Annotated in this window: 13 protein-coding genes; 8 read left to right on the forward strand and 5 right to left on the reverse strand. The window is 73.8% G+C overall.

Annotation, left to right across the window (positions count from 1 at the left end; genetic code table 11):
- The first annotated feature begins 47 nt into the window (after window positions 1–47).
- The 7 genes from ACIGNX_RS24120 to ACIGNX_RS24150 all read left to right on the forward strand — a co-directional run bounded on the left by ACIGNX_RS24120 (window position 48) and on the right by ACIGNX_RS24150 (window position 7,429).
- Entirely contained in the window at window positions 48–902 is an 855-nt protein-coding gene (locus ACIGNX_RS24120) for a fumarylacetoacetate hydrolase family protein (protein WP_396542952.1), read from the forward strand.
- On the forward strand, window positions 902–2,218 hold the full coding sequence (locus tag ACIGNX_RS24125) for an enolase C-terminal domain-like protein (protein WP_396542953.1): 1,317 nt from the start codon (window positions 902–904) through the stop codon (window positions 2,216–2,218). Before ACIGNX_RS24120 ends, ACIGNX_RS24125 begins: the two co-directional genes overlap by 1 nt.
- On the forward strand, window positions 2,215–2,967 hold the full coding sequence (locus ACIGNX_RS24130; protein WP_396542954.1) for an SDR family NAD(P)-dependent oxidoreductase: 753 nt from the start codon (window positions 2,215–2,217) through the stop codon (window positions 2,965–2,967). The genes ACIGNX_RS24125 and ACIGNX_RS24130 overlap by 4 nt, the downstream gene beginning before the upstream one ends.
- Window positions 2,968–2,983: 16 nt before the next feature.
- Window positions 2,984–4,012 carry a sugar ABC transporter substrate-binding protein gene (locus tag ACIGNX_RS24135; RefSeq protein WP_396542955.1) on the forward strand — a complete coding sequence of 343 codons (1,029 nt, stop codon included), beginning with the start codon at window positions 2,984–2,986 and terminating at the stop codon, window positions 4,010–4,012.
- A complete protein-coding gene (locus ACIGNX_RS24140; protein ID WP_396542956.1) occupies window positions 4,012–5,463 on the forward strand; it encodes a sugar ABC transporter ATP-binding protein in 1,452 nt (483 codons plus the stop codon). Before ACIGNX_RS24135 ends, ACIGNX_RS24140 begins: the two co-directional genes overlap by 1 nt.
- 89 nt (window positions 5,464–5,552) lie before the next feature.
- The gene (locus tag ACIGNX_RS24145) at window positions 5,553–6,521 is read left to right on the forward strand and encodes an ABC transporter permease (RefSeq protein WP_396542957.1); all 969 of its coding nucleotides are present in this window, start codon (window positions 5,553–5,555) and stop codon (window positions 6,519–6,521) included.
- The gene (locus ACIGNX_RS24150) at window positions 6,518–7,429 is read left to right on the forward strand and encodes an aldo/keto reductase (protein WP_396542958.1); all 912 of its coding nucleotides are present in this window, start codon (window positions 6,518–6,520) and stop codon (window positions 7,427–7,429) included. Before ACIGNX_RS24145 ends, ACIGNX_RS24150 begins: the two co-directional genes overlap by 4 nt.
- A 139-nt stretch (window positions 7,430–7,568) precedes the next feature.
- Here ACIGNX_RS24150 and ACIGNX_RS24155 read toward each other — a convergent pair whose 3' ends face one another.
- The gene (locus tag ACIGNX_RS24155) at window positions 7,569–8,243 is read right to left on the reverse strand and encodes a FadR/GntR family transcriptional regulator (RefSeq protein ID WP_396542959.1); all 675 of its coding nucleotides are present in this window, start codon (window positions 8,241–8,243) and stop codon (window positions 7,569–7,571) included.
- 194 nt (window positions 8,244–8,437) lie between these two features.
- Between ACIGNX_RS24155 and nagA the strand changes: the two genes are divergently transcribed.
- Window positions 8,438–9,637, forward strand: coding sequence for an N-acetylglucosamine-6-phosphate deacetylase (nagA, locus tag ACIGNX_RS24160; protein WP_396542960.1), 1,200 nt, complete (start codon window positions 8,438–8,440; stop codon window positions 9,635–9,637).
- A 188-nt stretch (window positions 9,638–9,825) separates the two neighbouring features.
- On the opposite strand, the gene ACIGNX_RS24165 is transcribed toward nagA, so the two are convergent.
- The 4 genes from ACIGNX_RS24165 to ACIGNX_RS24180 are packed head-to-tail and all read right to left on the reverse strand — an operon-like array spanning window position 9,826 to window position 14,124.
- Window positions 9,826–10,869 (reverse strand): SIS domain-containing protein, encoded by a 1,044-nt coding sequence (locus ACIGNX_RS24165; RefSeq protein WP_396542961.1) that lies wholly within the window; start codon window positions 10,867–10,869, stop codon window positions 9,826–9,828.
- A 25-nt stretch (window positions 10,870–10,894) separates the two neighbouring features.
- A complete protein-coding gene (locus ACIGNX_RS24170) occupies window positions 10,895–12,310 on the reverse strand; it encodes a glycoside hydrolase family 3 protein (RefSeq protein ID WP_396542962.1) in 1,416 nt (471 codons plus the stop codon).
- Window positions 12,311–12,316: 6 nt separating this feature from the next.
- Complete coding sequence (locus tag ACIGNX_RS24175; RefSeq protein WP_396542963.1) at window positions 12,317–13,138, reverse strand: carbohydrate ABC transporter permease; 822 nt, start codon at window positions 13,136–13,138, stop codon at window positions 12,317–12,319.
- The gene (locus ACIGNX_RS24180; protein WP_396542964.1) at window positions 13,135–14,124 is read right to left on the reverse strand and encodes a carbohydrate ABC transporter permease; all 990 of its coding nucleotides are present in this window, start codon (window positions 14,122–14,124) and stop codon (window positions 13,135–13,137) included. The genes ACIGNX_RS24175 and ACIGNX_RS24180 overlap by 4 nt, the downstream gene beginning before the upstream one ends.

Here is a 14,124-nt window from a genome sequence, read left to right on the forward strand (position 1 = left end):
ACGGCTATACATCCGATCTATCGACCGGTTGTGGAGGAGGACCTGCCGTGCAGCTGCTGCGCCTGGGACCGTCGGGTGCCGAACGGCCCGCCGTCCGCGCCGACGACGGCGTGACGTACGACCTGACCCCGGTGACCGACGACGTGACCGGTGCGTTCCTGGCCGCCGACGGCATCGCCCGCACCCGCGCGGCGCTCGCCGCCGGGGAACTCCACCCGATCGTGGTGGAGGGGACGCGCGTCGGACCGCCGGTCGCGGGCGTGGGCAAGATCGTCTGCATCGGCCTCAACTACCGCGACCACGCCGAGGAGACCGGGCAGCCGGCGCCCACCGAGCCGGTCGTGTTCCTCAAGGCGGCCGACACCATCGTCGGGCCCGACGACGAGGTGCTGGTGCCGCGCGACTCGGTCAAGACCGACTGGGAGGTCGAGCTGGCCGTGGTCATCGGCCGCACGGCCCGGTACCTGGGCTCCGCCGAGGAGGCGCTGACCTGCGTCGCCGGGTACGCGCTGTCCCACGACGTCAGCGAGCGCGAGTTCCAGCTCGAGCGCGGCGGGCAGTGGGACAAGGGCAAGAACTGCGAGACGTTCAACCCGCTCGGACCCTTCCTCGTGCCTGCGGACGAGGTCGGCGACCCGCAGGCGCTGGGCATGCGGCTGTGGGTCAACGGGGTGCCGCGGCAGGACTCCTCGACCAAGAACATGATCTTCCCGGTGGCCGAGCTGGTCCGCTACCTGAGCCGGTTCCTCGTCCTCCGACCGGGGGACGTGATCAACACCGGCACGCCGGCGGGCGTCGCGCTCGGCCAACCCGAGCCGAAGCCGTACCTGCGGGCGGGCGACGTGGTGGAGCTGGAGATCGACGGGCTGGGCAGGCAGCGGCAGACGCTCGGGCAGGCGTGATGGCCGCCGGGAGGGACCGGATCGTCGCGCTGGACGTGCTCGACGTGCGGTTCCCGACCTCGCGCGAGCTGGACGGCTCGGACGCGATGAACCCCGACCCCGACTACTCCGCGGCCTACGTCGTGCTGCGCACGTCGGCCGGCCCGCACGGCTACGGGCTGGCGTTCACCATCGGCCGGGGCAACGACGTGCAGGCCGCCGCGATCCGGTCGTTGGCCCACCACGTGGTCGGCCGCGCCGTGCCGGAGACGGCCACCGACCTGGCCGCGCTGTCCGCGGACCTGGTCGGCGACTCGCAGCTGCGGTGGCTGGGCCCGGAGAAGGGCGTGGCGCACATGGCGCTCGGCGCGGTCGTCAACGCGGCCTGGGACCTGGCGTCGCGGCGCGCGGGGCTGCCGCTGTGGCGGTTCCTGTCGGGCATGACCCCGGAGGAGATCGTCGGCCTGGTCGACTTCCGGTACCTGTCCGACGCGCTCACGCCGGACGAGGCGCTGGAGATCCTGCGGCGCACCGAGCCGGGGCGGGCCGAGCGCGCCGCCGCCCTGGTCCGGGACGGCTACCCCGCCTACACGACCTCACCGGGCTGGCTGGGCTACTCCGACGAGAAGCTGGCCGACCTGGCCAGGCGGGCGGTGGCCGACGGCTTCGACATGATCAAGCTGAAGGTCGGCGGCGACCTGGGCGACGACGTGCGGCGGCTGGGGCTGGCCCGCGAGGTCGTCGGCCCGGACGTGCGCATCGCCGTGGACGCCAACCAGCGGTGGGACGTCGACACGGCCATCGCGTGGGTGCGCGAGCTGGCGCCGTTCGACCCGTACTGGGTCGAGGAGCCCACGTCGCCGGACGACGTGCTGGCGCACGGCGCGATCGCCAGGGCGGTGGGCCCGATCAGGGTCGCCACCGGTGAGCACGTGCAGAACCGGGTGGTGTTCAAGCAGCTGTTGCAGGCACGGGCCGTGGACGTGGTGCAGCTGGACGCGTGCCGGGTCGGCGGGGTGAACGAGAACGTGGCGATCCTGCTGCTCGCGGCGAAGTTCGGCGTGCCGGTGTGCCCGCACGCGGGCGGCGTCGGCCTGTGCGAGCTGGTCCGGCACCTGGCGATGGCCGACCTGGTGGCCGTGTCCGGCACCGCCGAGGGGCGCGTCATCGAGTGGGTCGACCACCTGCACGAGCACTTCACCGACCCCGCGGTGGTCCGCGGCGGCCGGTACCTCGCGCCCGCCGAGCCCGGCTTCTCGGCCCGGCTGCGCGAGGAGTCGTTGACCGAGTACCGGTTCCCGGACGGTCCCGCGTGGACCGGGGTGGAGGACGGGTGAGCGAGTTCGAGGGGCTGGTCGCGGTGGTGACCGGCGGCGCGTCGGGCATCGGCCTGGCGACCGCGCGGCTGCTGGCCGCGCGCGGCGCGACGGCGGTGGCGCTGGACCTGGACCCCCGGGTCGAGCCGCCGCTGCACGGCATCCGGGCGGACGTCTCCGACGACACCTCGGTGCGCGCCGCGGTGGACGAGGTGGTCGGGCGGTTCGGGCGGCTCGACGTGGTGGTGAACAACGCGGGCGTCGGCGCGCAGGGCGACGTGACCGCGAACCCCGACGAGGAGTGGCTGCGGGTGCTGGACGTGAACGTGGTCGGCATGGCCCGCGTCGCCCGCGCCGCGCTGCCGCACCTGCGCCGGTCGCCCGCCGCGGCGATCGTCAACACCGGCTCGATCGCGGCCTGGGCCGGGCTGCCGCAGCGCGCGCTGTACTCGGCGAGCAAGGGCGCGGTGCACGCGTTGACGCTGGCCATGGCCGCGGACTACGTGCGGGAGGGCATCCGCGTGAACGCGGTCGCGCCCGGCACGGCGGACACCCCGTGGGTGGGCCGCCTGCTCGACTCGGCGCCGGACCCGGCCGCCGAGCGGGCCGCGCTGGAGGCCAGGCAGCCGCACGGGCGGCTGGTGTCGGCGGACGAGGTCGCGGGCGCCATCGCCTACCTGGCCGGTCCGCTCTCCGCCTCCACCACCGGGACCGTCCTCGCGGTCGACGGCGGCATGCACGGGCTGCGGTTGCGCCCGAAACCCCAGTGACCAGGAACGAGGGACCATGAAGCGTCGCAGCATCCCCACCGTCGCGGTGTGCCTCGCGCTTGCCACCGCCTGCGGCTCCGCGGGCACGACCGGGCCGTCCGCCGGCGTCGGCCCGATCGGCGTCGACCACCCGCGCGCCGACTCCGACTTCTGGAACTCCTACATCAAGTACGTCCCGGAGAAGGCGCGGTCGCTGGGCGTCTCCCTCATGCCGCCCACCAACTCCCAGAACAAGGTCGAGAACCTGGTGGCGAACGTCCAGTCGCTGCAGAGCCAGGGCGCGAAGGCGATCGTCATGGCGCCGCAGGACACCGGCGCCATCGCGTCCACCATGGACCGGTTGGGCAAGGCGAGGATCCCGGTGGTCACCGTGGACACGCGGCCCGACCGCGGCGGCGCGTACATGGTGGTGCGCGCGGACAACAAGGCCTACGGCGAGAAGGCGTGCGGGTTCCTCGGCGACGCGCTGGGCGGCAAGGGCAAGGTGGTCGAGTTCCAGGGCTCGCTGTCGTCGGTGAACGGCCGGGACCGGTCCGAGGCGTTCGCCGCCTGCATGCGCCGCGACTACCCGGGCATCACGGTGTTCGAGGAGCCCACCGACTGGGAGGGCACGAAGGCGTCGGCCGCGCTGCAGACCCGCCTGGCCCAGCACCCCGACGTCAACGGCATCTACATGCAGGCCGGCGGCGTGTTCCTCGCGCCGACGCTCCAGGTCCTGCGCCAGCGCGGCCTGCTGGTGCCGCCGGAGGACCCGAAGCACGTGGTGGTCGTGTCCAACGACGGCATCCCCCAGGAGCTGGAGGCGATCCGCAAGGGCGAGATCGACGCGACCGTCTCGCAGCCCGCCGACCTGTACGCGGAGTGGGCCCTGTTCTACGCCAAGGCCGCGGTCGAGGGGAAGGTCTTCGGACCGGGCAGGACCGACCACGGCAGCGAGATCGTCGACGTCGGCGGGGGACAGCTGGAGGACCAGCTGCCCGCCCCGCTGATCACCCGGGAGAACGTGGACGACGACGCCTTCTGGGGCAACCGGGCCGGGTCGTGATGTTCGCGGTCGAGGCGACGGGCGTCACGCAGCGGTTCGGGCGCACGGTGGCGTTGGACGACGTGGGCATCCGGGTGCGCGAGGGCGAGGTGCACGCGCTGGTGGGCCGCAACGGCGCGGGCAAGTCGACGCTGGTGTCGGTGCTGACGGGGATGCGGGCGCCGGACGCGGGCGAGGTGCGGTTCTTCGGCGAGCCCGCGCCGCCGGTGGCCGACCGGGCGGCGTGGCGGGCCCGCGTGTCGTGCGTCTACCAGCGGTCCTCGGTGGTGCCGGACCTGACGGTCGCGGAGAACCTGTTCCTCAACCGGCAGGGGGCGCTCGTGCGCTGGTCGCGGCTGCGCCGGCGGGCCGCGGAGCTGCTGGAGCAGTACGACGTGGCCGTGCCGCCGGACGCCCTGGTGGCCGACCTGACCGTGGAGCAGCGGCAGCTCGTCGAGATCGCGCGGGCGCTGTCGGCCGGCGCGCGGCTGATCGTGCTGGACGAGCCGACCGCGCAGCTCGACGGGCCCGCGATCGAGCGGCTGTTCGAGCGGATGCGGTCCCTGCGCGACGGCGGGGTGGCGTTCCTGTTCATCTCCCACCACCTCCAGGAGGTCTACGAGGTGTGCCAGACCGTGACGGTGTACCGGGACGCGCGGCACGTCGTGACCGCGCCGGTCGCCGACCTGCCGAAACCCCGGCTGATCGAGGCGATGACGGGCGACCCGGGCGGGTTGGCCGTGCCGGGCGCGTCGGGGCGCGGGCCGGTGGGGGAGGAGGTGCTGGCGGTGCGGGAGCTGTCCGGCGAGGCGTTCTCCGCCGTGTCGCTGACCGTGCGGGCCGGCGAGGTCGTCGGGTTGGCGGGCAGCGCGTCCAGCGGCAAGCACCAGTTCGCGGAGACCGTGTACGGGCTGCGGCGCGCGTCGGGCGGTTCGGTGTCGGTGCGGGGCGTGCCGGTGCGGGACGTGCCGAGCGCGCTGCGCGCCGGGATCGGGTGCGTGCCGCGGGACCGGCACCGGCAGGGGTTGGTGCCGGACCTGGGCATCGCGGAGAACGCGCGGCTGGGCGTGCTGGACCGGGTCGTGCGGCGCGGGGCGTTGCGCGAGGCCGGGCGGGCCGCGATCGCCGCCTACGACATCAAGGCCGACGACCCGGCGCGGCCGGTGTCCGACCTGTCCGGGGGCAACCAGCAGAAGGTCGTGATGGCGCGGGCGCTGGCCGCCGACCCGGCCGTGCTGGTGCTGCTCAACCCGACCGCCGGGGTGGACGTGAAGTCGAAGGAGTCGCTGCTCGGCGTGGTGGACGCGCGGGCGCGGGCGGGCACGGCGGCGGTCGTCGTGTCCGACGAGCTGGACGACCTGCGGGTGTGCGACCGGGTGCTGGTGCTGTTCCACGGCCGCGTGGTGGGCGAGTTCGGGCGCGGCTGGTCGGACCGGGAGCTGATCGCCGCCGTGGAGGGGATGGGCCGATGACCGGGCGGCTCGCGTCACGGCGGTCACCGGAGGGCCGCGCTCCCCTCGACCGATCCCCGTCGGGTCGATCCTTGGCCGGCCGATCCCTGTTGGGCCGATCCCTGTTGGGCCGCTACCAGCACCTGGCCCTGGTGCCCGCGATCGTCGTGCTGCTGGCCGTGGGCGCGGCCGTCAGCCCGATCTTCCTCACCGCGGACAACCTCGTCGCCGTGCTCCAGCAGCAGAGCGAGCTGTCGCTGCTGGTGCTCGGGGAGGCGTTGATCCTGATCGCCGGGAAGATGGACCTGTCGCTGGAGTCGACCATCGGCATCGCGCCCGCGCTGGCGATCGCCCTGGTCATCCCGGCGGGGTCCAACGGCCTCGGCGTGGAGCTGGGCGCGTGGACGGCGATCCCGGTGTGCCTGCTGGTGGGCGCGCTGGTCGGCGCGGTCAACGGGTTGCTGGTCCTGCGGCTGGGCCTGTCCGGGTTCATGGTGACGCTCGGGATGCTGACCCTGCTGCGGGGCCTGCAGGAGGCGCTGACCAAGGGGCAGACGCTGTTCGACGTGCCGGAGTCGTTCCTGTACCTGGGCGCGGCGACGTGGCTGGGGCTGCCGGCGGCGGTGTGGGTGTGCGCGCTGCTCTTCGCGGCCGGCATCTGGGCGTTGGGCTACCTGCGGCAGGGGCGCGCGCTGTACGCCGTGGGCGGCAACAAGGAGGCCGCGCGTGCGGCGGGCATCCGGGTCGACCGGGTCGTGTGGGTGGTGCTCGTCATCGGTGGTGTGCTGGCGGCCGTGGCGGGCATCCTGATGACCGGGCGGCTGGGCACGGTCGCCGTGACGCAGGGCGACGGGATGATCTTCAAGGTGTTCGCGGCGGCGGTGATCGGCGGCATCTCGCTCCAGGGCGGGCGGGGCACGCTGGTGGGCGCGCTGTTCGGCGTGCTGCTGCTCGGGCTGGTGGAGAACATCCTGCGGCTGCTCAGCGTCAGCGGGTTCTACATCAACGCGTCGTACGGCGCGGTGATCATCGTGGCGCTGGTGGTGACCAGGTTCGCCACGGGGAAGGCGCAGGAGTGATCCCCCTGTCCCCCTTGGGGTTCGGCGGCGGGCCGATCGGCAACCTGTTCGCCGAGGTGTCCGATGTGGACGCCCTCGGCGCGCTGGAGGCCGCGTGGGACGTCGGCGTGCGGTACTTCGACACCGCGCCGCACTACGGCCTGGGGCTGTCCGAGCGGCGGGTGGGCGCGTTCCTCGCGGGCCGGCCGCGCGACGAGTTCGTGGTGTCCACGAAGGTGGGCCGGGTGCTGAAGCCCGCGCCCGGCGACGGGGACGACCTGGCGAACGGGTTCGCGGTGCCCGCCGCCGCCCGGCGGCGCTGGGACTTCAGCGCGGACGGCGTGCGGCGGTCGTTGGAGTCCTCCCTGGACCGGCTCGGCCTCGACCGGGTGGACGTGGTGTACGTGCACGACCCCGACGAGCACTGGGAGCAGGCCGTGTCGCAGGCCGTGCCCGCGCTGCTCGCGCTGCGGTCGGAGGGCGTGGTCGGCGCGGTCGGGGTCGGCATGAACCAGTGGGAGATGCCGGCGCGGTTCGTGCGCGAGGCGGACCTGGACGTGGTGCTGCTCGCCGGTCGCTACACGCTGCTGGACCGGTCCGGGGAGGAGCTGCTCGACCTGTGCGCCGAACGAGGGGTGGCCGTGGTGGCGGCGGGGGTGTTCAACTCCGGCCTGCTGGCCCGGCCGGAGGTGGGCGGCACCTACGACTACCGGGCCGCGCCGCCGGAGCTGGTGGAGCGGGCCCGGCGGATCGCCTCGGTGTGCGAGCGGCACGGCGTGACCCTGCCGCAGGCGGCCGTGCGGTTCCCGACGCGCCACCCGGCCGTGGTGTCGGTGCTGCTGGGCGTGCGCTCGGCCGCCGAGATGCGCGCCAACGCCGCCGCCTTCGCCACCCCCGTCCCCGACCACCTCTGGCCCGCCCTCCCGTGAGTCCCACGTTCGCGCCCCGTGTGTCGTCCCCTCGCGTCTCGTGAGTCCTACGTTCAGAGCCCGAGAGTCCTACGTTCAGGTCGCGTGAGTCCTACGTTCGGGACCCCCGAGTTCAACGCCCGGCGCACGGCCGCCGGCGTCACGCCAGGTCGGACAGCCACTGCTCGACGCCGGCCACGTGCACCGTGGACCAGGAGCGGGCCAGCTCGGGCTGGCGGGCGGCCAGCGCGTCGACGATGGCCCGGTGCTCGGCCACGGTCCGGTCCACCGCCCCGGCCTGCGTGATGCCCCGCCAGATCCGCACCCGCACGGTCGGGCCGGCGAGCGTGTCCAGCAGCCGGGCCAGGTAGGCGTTGCCGGAGCCCTGGGCGATGGCCCGGTGGAACTCCAGGTCGTGCTCGACCAGCTCCTCCACCGACCCGGCGGACTCGGCGGCGTCGCACAGCGCCCGCAGCGCCGCGACCTCGTCCGGCCCGACGCGCTGGGCCGCCATCGCCGCCGCGGCCGGTTCCAGGATGCGGCGCACCTGGAGCACCTCCAGCACGGAGTCCTCGCCGCGGTGCAGGTCCAGCACGAACGACAGCGCGCCGAGCAGGTCGTCGGCACGCAGGCTGGACACGTAGGTCCCGTCGCCCTGCCGCACGTCCAGCACCCTGACCAGCGACAACGCCTTGACCGCCTCGCGCAGCGAGTTCCGCGACAGCCCCAGCCGCTCGGCCAGGTCCGCCTCGCGCGGCAGTCGGTCGCCCGGCTTGAGCTCGCCCGAGACGATCATCTCCTTGACGCGCAGGATCGCGTCGTCGGTAACTGCCACGGCGGCCCTCGACTCGTCAGCTAGACCTCGGATGTCTGGCGCCAAGTATGGGCCACGGCGAAGCGCCGCGCGGACGGCCCACACCGTGCGGCGAAACATTCACCTCTCGTTACTCCATTCGGTTATCTTATAACCAAACGTGACGTCGTCCACAAATTCCGGCCATAATGGTCTGGACCATTTGAGGAGGGACCTTGGACACGGTTGTCGCAGCTCCGCGAGCACTGCTCGGTCGGACCATCACCGGTCCTGTCAGCCTGAGGATCAGCGCGGGCCGGATCGTCGAGGTGATCACGGGCTCACCGCCCGAGGGTGCCGAGGTGATGGCGGACGGCCTGCTCACCCCGGGCCTGGTGGACGTGCAGGTCAACGGTGCGGTCGGCGTCGATTTCGCCGAGGTCGACCCCCAGGGCATGGCCGCAGTCGCGAGAGCGCTCCCACGAACGGGGGTGACCCGGTTCCTGCCCACCCTGATCACCGCGCCGGTGCCGGTCGCCGTCCGCCAGGCGCACGCCGTGCTGGAGGCCGCGGCCACCCTGCCGCCGCACGCGGGCGCCAAGCCGCTCGGCGTGCACCTGGAGGGGCCGTTCCTGTCGCCGAAGCGCGCGGGGGTGCACGACCCGGCGTTCATGGTGCCGCCCGGGCAGGCCGAGCTGGACGTGCTGCTGGGCGACGAGGTGCTGCGCCGCGCGTTGCGCATGGTGACGCTGGCGCCCGAGCAGCCCGGTGGCATGGACGCCGTGCGGCGGCTCGCGGCGGCGGGCGTGCTGGTCGCGGTGGGCCACAGCGACGCGACGGGCGAGCAGACCCGTGCGGCGGCGGAGGCGGGGGCGCGCATGGTGACGCACCTGTTCAACGCGCAGCGGCCGCTGGGCCACCGCGAGCCGGGCGTGCCGGGCGTGGCGCTGGTGGACGACCGGTTCACGCTGGGCCTGATCGCGGACCTGGCGCACGTCGGCCCGGACGTCTGCCGACTGGTCTTCAACGCCGCCGGCCACCGGGTCGCGCTGGTCACGGACGCCGTGGCCGCCGCCGGCATGCCGCCGGGCCGCTACCAGCTCGGCGGCGCGGACGTGGTGCTGGCCGAGGACGGCGTGCCGCGTTCGCCGGAGGGCACGATCGCGGGCAGCGCGCTGACGCTGGACCGGGCCGTGCGCAACATCGTGTCGGTGGGGGTGGACCCGGCGGCCGCGCTGGCGGCGGCGACCATCGTGCCGGCGGACGTGATCGGCGAGCCGACGTTGGGCCGGCTGGAGCCCGGCGCGGTGGCCGATCTCGTCTGGTGGGACGACGACCTGCGTCCGCGCAAGGTCTGGGTGGACGGCGAGGTGGCGTTCGACCGCGAGGCGGTGCTGGAGAACGCCCCGGTCGGGGTGGCCGCGGCGGGCCAGTGACCCGATGACGCGAGAGGCCCGAGGAGCGATTCCTCGGGCCTCTCGCGTTCTGAGCGTTGAATTCGGGGGTCCTGGACGTAGGACTCTCGGGTCCCGAACGTAGGACTCTCGGGACCTGAGCGTACGACTCACGAGACCTGAGGGGACGACTCACGCGAACTGGGGGATGGGCTCGCGCCGGGGGTGGGTCAGCGGGTGCGGGTGACCTTGTTCAGGCCGCGCGGGTTGTCCGGGTCGCCGCCGCGGGCCAGGGCCAGGCCGTGGGCCAGGCGCTGCACCGGCAGGATCTCCAGGATCGGCGCGACCTCCTCGGCGGTCTCGGCGACCGGCACGCGCAGCGCGGCGGAGACCTTGTCCGACGCCGAACCGACCGCCAGCACGTCCGCACCGCGCCCGTGCACGGCGTCCAGCACGTCGTGCAGCGCCTCACCGCCCTTGCCGGCGCTGGTCACCGCCAGCACGGCCGTCTCGGCGTCCACGGCCGCCACGGGCCCGTGCAGCAGGTCCGCCCCGCTGTACGCCCGCGCCGCCAGGTAGGACGTCTCGGCCAGCTTCAGCGCCGACTCCAGCGCCGTGGGCAGCGAGAAGCCGCGCCCGGTGGTCAGCACCCGGTCCACGAACCGGTACCGCTGCACCGCCTCGGCCACCGCGTCCGCCGACGCGTCCAGCGTCGACCGGGCCAGGTCGCCCAACCGCGCCGCGGCCGACCCGTCCCCGCCCCGGATGGCGTCCACCAGCAGGTACAGCGCCAGCAGCGTGGCCGAGTACGTCTTCGTCGCCGCCACGGCCTGCTCCACGCCCGCGCCGACGTCCACCGACAGCTCGGCCGCGCCGTTCAACGGCGAGGAGGCCGTGTTGGTCACCGCCACGGTCAACGCGCCGCGGGCGCGCGCCGACTCGGTCACCTCCAGCAGGTCCGGCGACCCGCCCGACTGCGACACGGCGACCAGCAGCACGTCCCGCAGGTCCGGCCGGGCCCCGTACAGCGTGGTCGTGGACGGGGACACCAGCCCGGCGGGCAGCTCCAGCAGCACCTCGGTGAGGTACTTGGCGTACAGCGCCGCGTGGTCGCTGGACCCCCGCGCCGCCAGCAGCACGAACCGCGGCCGGCGTTCGGCGATCACGGAGGCGACCGACGCGATGGCGTCCCGCCGGGCGTGCAGGTCGGCGAAGATGCCCGGCTGCTGGTCGATCTCGGCCGCCATGTGCCTGCCGGGCTGGTGGTCGGTCATCGCTGTTCCCCTGTCGGTTCGGGTGCTAGAGGGCGGCGGCGATCCGCTCGGCCGCGGCCCGCAGGCACACCCGGGCGCCGCCGTGGGTGTCCACGCGGGCGACAGCGCCCAGGTCGGGACCCGGCACGCCCGTCTCGACGTGCACAAGGTCTAGACCAATACTAGCGAGTGACGACACCAGCTCGCGAGCCCACGCGTGGCGGTGTGCCTCACGCGTCACCACGACCACCGGGCGCCCCGCGGCCAGCGCCGCGATCTCCCCGGCCGACGTCGCCGCGACCACCTCGGTGCCCGGCACCAGCTCCACCAGGTACGGCCCGAGGCCCCACGGCACGTCGCCGACCGCGATCGACGGCTCCACCGCCAGGTCCACGACCACCGGCGGCCCGGACAGCGCCAGCTCGCCCCGCACCTCCAGCGCCCGCCGCGCCGCGATCAGCCCCAACGCCGGGTCGTGCGCGTCCACCGGACCGGGGGGCGTGCCCAGCGCGGCCGTCCGCCGCGCCGCCTCCTCCAGCCGCTCGACCGGCAGCGCGCCCGACTCGACGGCCGCCACGATGCTGTCCACCAGCCACCGCAGCCCGTCGTCGTCCAACGGCTCCCCGCCCAGGCACAGCGCGTCCACGCCGGCCGCCAGCGCCCGCACGGAGCCCTCCGCGAGGTCGCCGCCGACGGCCTTCATGTCCAGCCCGTCGGTGATGACCGCCCCGGTGAACCCCAGCTCCTCCCGCAGCACGCGCACGGCCTGCGGGTTCAGCGTCGCCGGCTGCTCGCCCCACTCCGGCACGACGAGGTGCCCGGTCATGATCGACCGCACGCCCGCCGCCACGGCCGCCCGGAACGGCACGAACTCCACCGCCGCCAGCTCGGCCACCGTGCGCGGCAGCACCGGCAGCGCCGCGTGCGAGTCCACCGTGGACGCGCCGTGACCGGGGAAGTGCTTGGCGCACGCCGCCACCCCGACCGCCTGCATGCCCTCGACGAACGCCGCCACGTGCGCGCCCGCGACCGCCGGGTCCGACCCGAACGACCGCACGCCGATCACCGGGTCGTCCAGCGTCAGCACGAGGTCCGCCGACGGCGCGAGGTCCAGGCTGACCCCGGTCGCCGCCAGCCGCGCCCCGATCGACGCGGCCACCGCCCGGGTGAGCGCGACGTCGTCCGCCGCGCCCAGCGCGTGGTTGCCGGGCACCTCCGACCCGCGGCCCGCGTCGAGCCGCGTGACGTCGCCGCCCTCCTCGTCGATGCCGATCACGACGTCGGCGCGCGCACCCCGCAACCGCGCGTTCAACGCCGTGACCTGCTCGTCGTCCACCACGTTCCGCCCGAACAGCACCACACCGCCGAGCCCGTCGGCCACCCTGGCCAGCAGCCAGTCCGGCGCGGTGGTCCCGTGGAACCCCGGCAGCAGCACACCCGACGCGAGCCGGTGCAACGACATGCGGTCCTACCCCTTCACCGCACCGGCGGTGACACCGGTGACCATCTTGCGCTGCACGATCAGGAAGAACACCAGCACCGGCAGGGTGAACAGGGCCGACGCGGCCATCGTGCCGCCCCAGTCGGTGCCGAACTGCGTCTGGAACCCCGACAGCCACACCGGCAGGGTCTCCTTGGTCTGGTCCTTGACCAGCGACAGCGCGAACAGGAACTCGTTCCACGCGGTCACGAACGCGAACACGGACGTGGCCACCAGGCCGGGCCCGAGCAGCGGCAGGGTGACCCGCCGGAACGCGCCCCACCTCCCGCAGCCGTCGACCATCGCCGCCTCCTCCAGCTCCAGCGGGATGCCGTTGACGAACCCGCGCAGCGTCCACGCGCAGAACGGCAGCGTCACCGCGAAGTAGATCAGCGCCAGCGCCGGCAGCCGGTCCAGCAGGTCCAGGTCGCGCATCATGAGGAACATCGGGATCAGCAGCGCCTCGAACGGGGCCATCTGCGCGATCAGCAGCAGCAACGCGAAGCCCTTGCGGCCGCGGAACCGCATCCGGGACAGCGCGAGGGCCGCCAGCAGGCCGATCACGACGGCCGCCAGCACCGCGCTCAGCGACACCAGCAGGCTGTTGCCCAGCGCGTCGAGGAACCCGGGCTTGGCCCACGCGGTGGCGAAGTTCGAGCCCGACAGGGACAACGGGATCAGGTCGTAGTCGTTGGACAGCAGGTCCTTGCGCGGCTTGAGCGCCGTGGACACCATCCAGTAGGTCGGGAACGCGAAGAACAGCGCCACGACCAGCGCCACGACGTTGGCGGAGACCCTCTTCGCGGTCACAGCTCGCCCTCCTGGGATCGGACCAGCCTGCGCAGGTACTGGAAGGTCAGCAGCGCCAGCAGCGCCACCATCACCACGGACACCGCGGCGGCCACGCCGAAGTGGCTCTTGGAGATGCCCTCCAGGTACTGGTAGACGGGCAGGGTGGTGCTGCCGCCGTCCGGGCCGCCCTTGCGCATGGCCCAGACCTGCGTGAACACCTTGAAGTCCCACAGCAGCGACAGGAACGTCACCATCAGCAGCAGCGGCCGCAGCTCCGGCCACGTCACCGCCCGGAACGTCTGCCACGCCGACGCGCCGTCGATGCCCGCCGCCTCGTACTGGTCCTTCGGGATCCCGATGGCGCCCGCGTAGAGCGAGAACGCCAGGAACGGCACGGCCTGCCAGACGATCAGCAGCCCGACCACGGCCAGCGTCGAGGTGCCCGTCGCGAACCACGAGAACCCGGCGAACGAGTCGAAACCGAGCTTGACCAGCGTCTTGTTGAGGATGCCGTACCGCTGGTCGAAGATCCACTGGTAGACCGTGGTGGCCGCCAGCAGCGGCATCGCCCACGCCAGCAGCATCGCGACCTGCAGCAGGATCCGCACCACGGGGCTGATCTGCCGCATGAGCAGCGCGATCAGCAGGCCCGCGAGGACGGACGCGGCCACCACGAGCCCGGTGAACACCACCGAGCGCACCGCGATGACCCAGAACCCGGGGTCGCCCAGGATCTCGGTGTAGTTGTCCAGACCGGCCCACACGACCTCGCCGCGGGTCAGCTCGCGCAGGTTCAGCTTGCGGAAGCTGGTCACCAGGACGGAGAGGACGGGCCAACCGATCAGCCAGAGGATGGCCGCCACGGCGGGGGCCAGCAGCAGGTAGGGCAGCACCCGGTCGAAGGCGCTGGCCCGACGGCGCGGCGCGCCGTCCGGTGCGGCACGCCGCGGTGCCGACGAGGGGTTCGTCGGCACCGCGGCGTCGGTCGTGTGCACGGCCGTCAT

It is taken from the genome of Actinosynnema sp. NPDC053489 (genome assembly GCF_044544865.1).
In the GTDB taxonomy this organism is placed as follows: Bacteria; Actinomycetota; Actinomycetes; order Mycobacteriales; family Pseudonocardiaceae; genus Actinosynnema.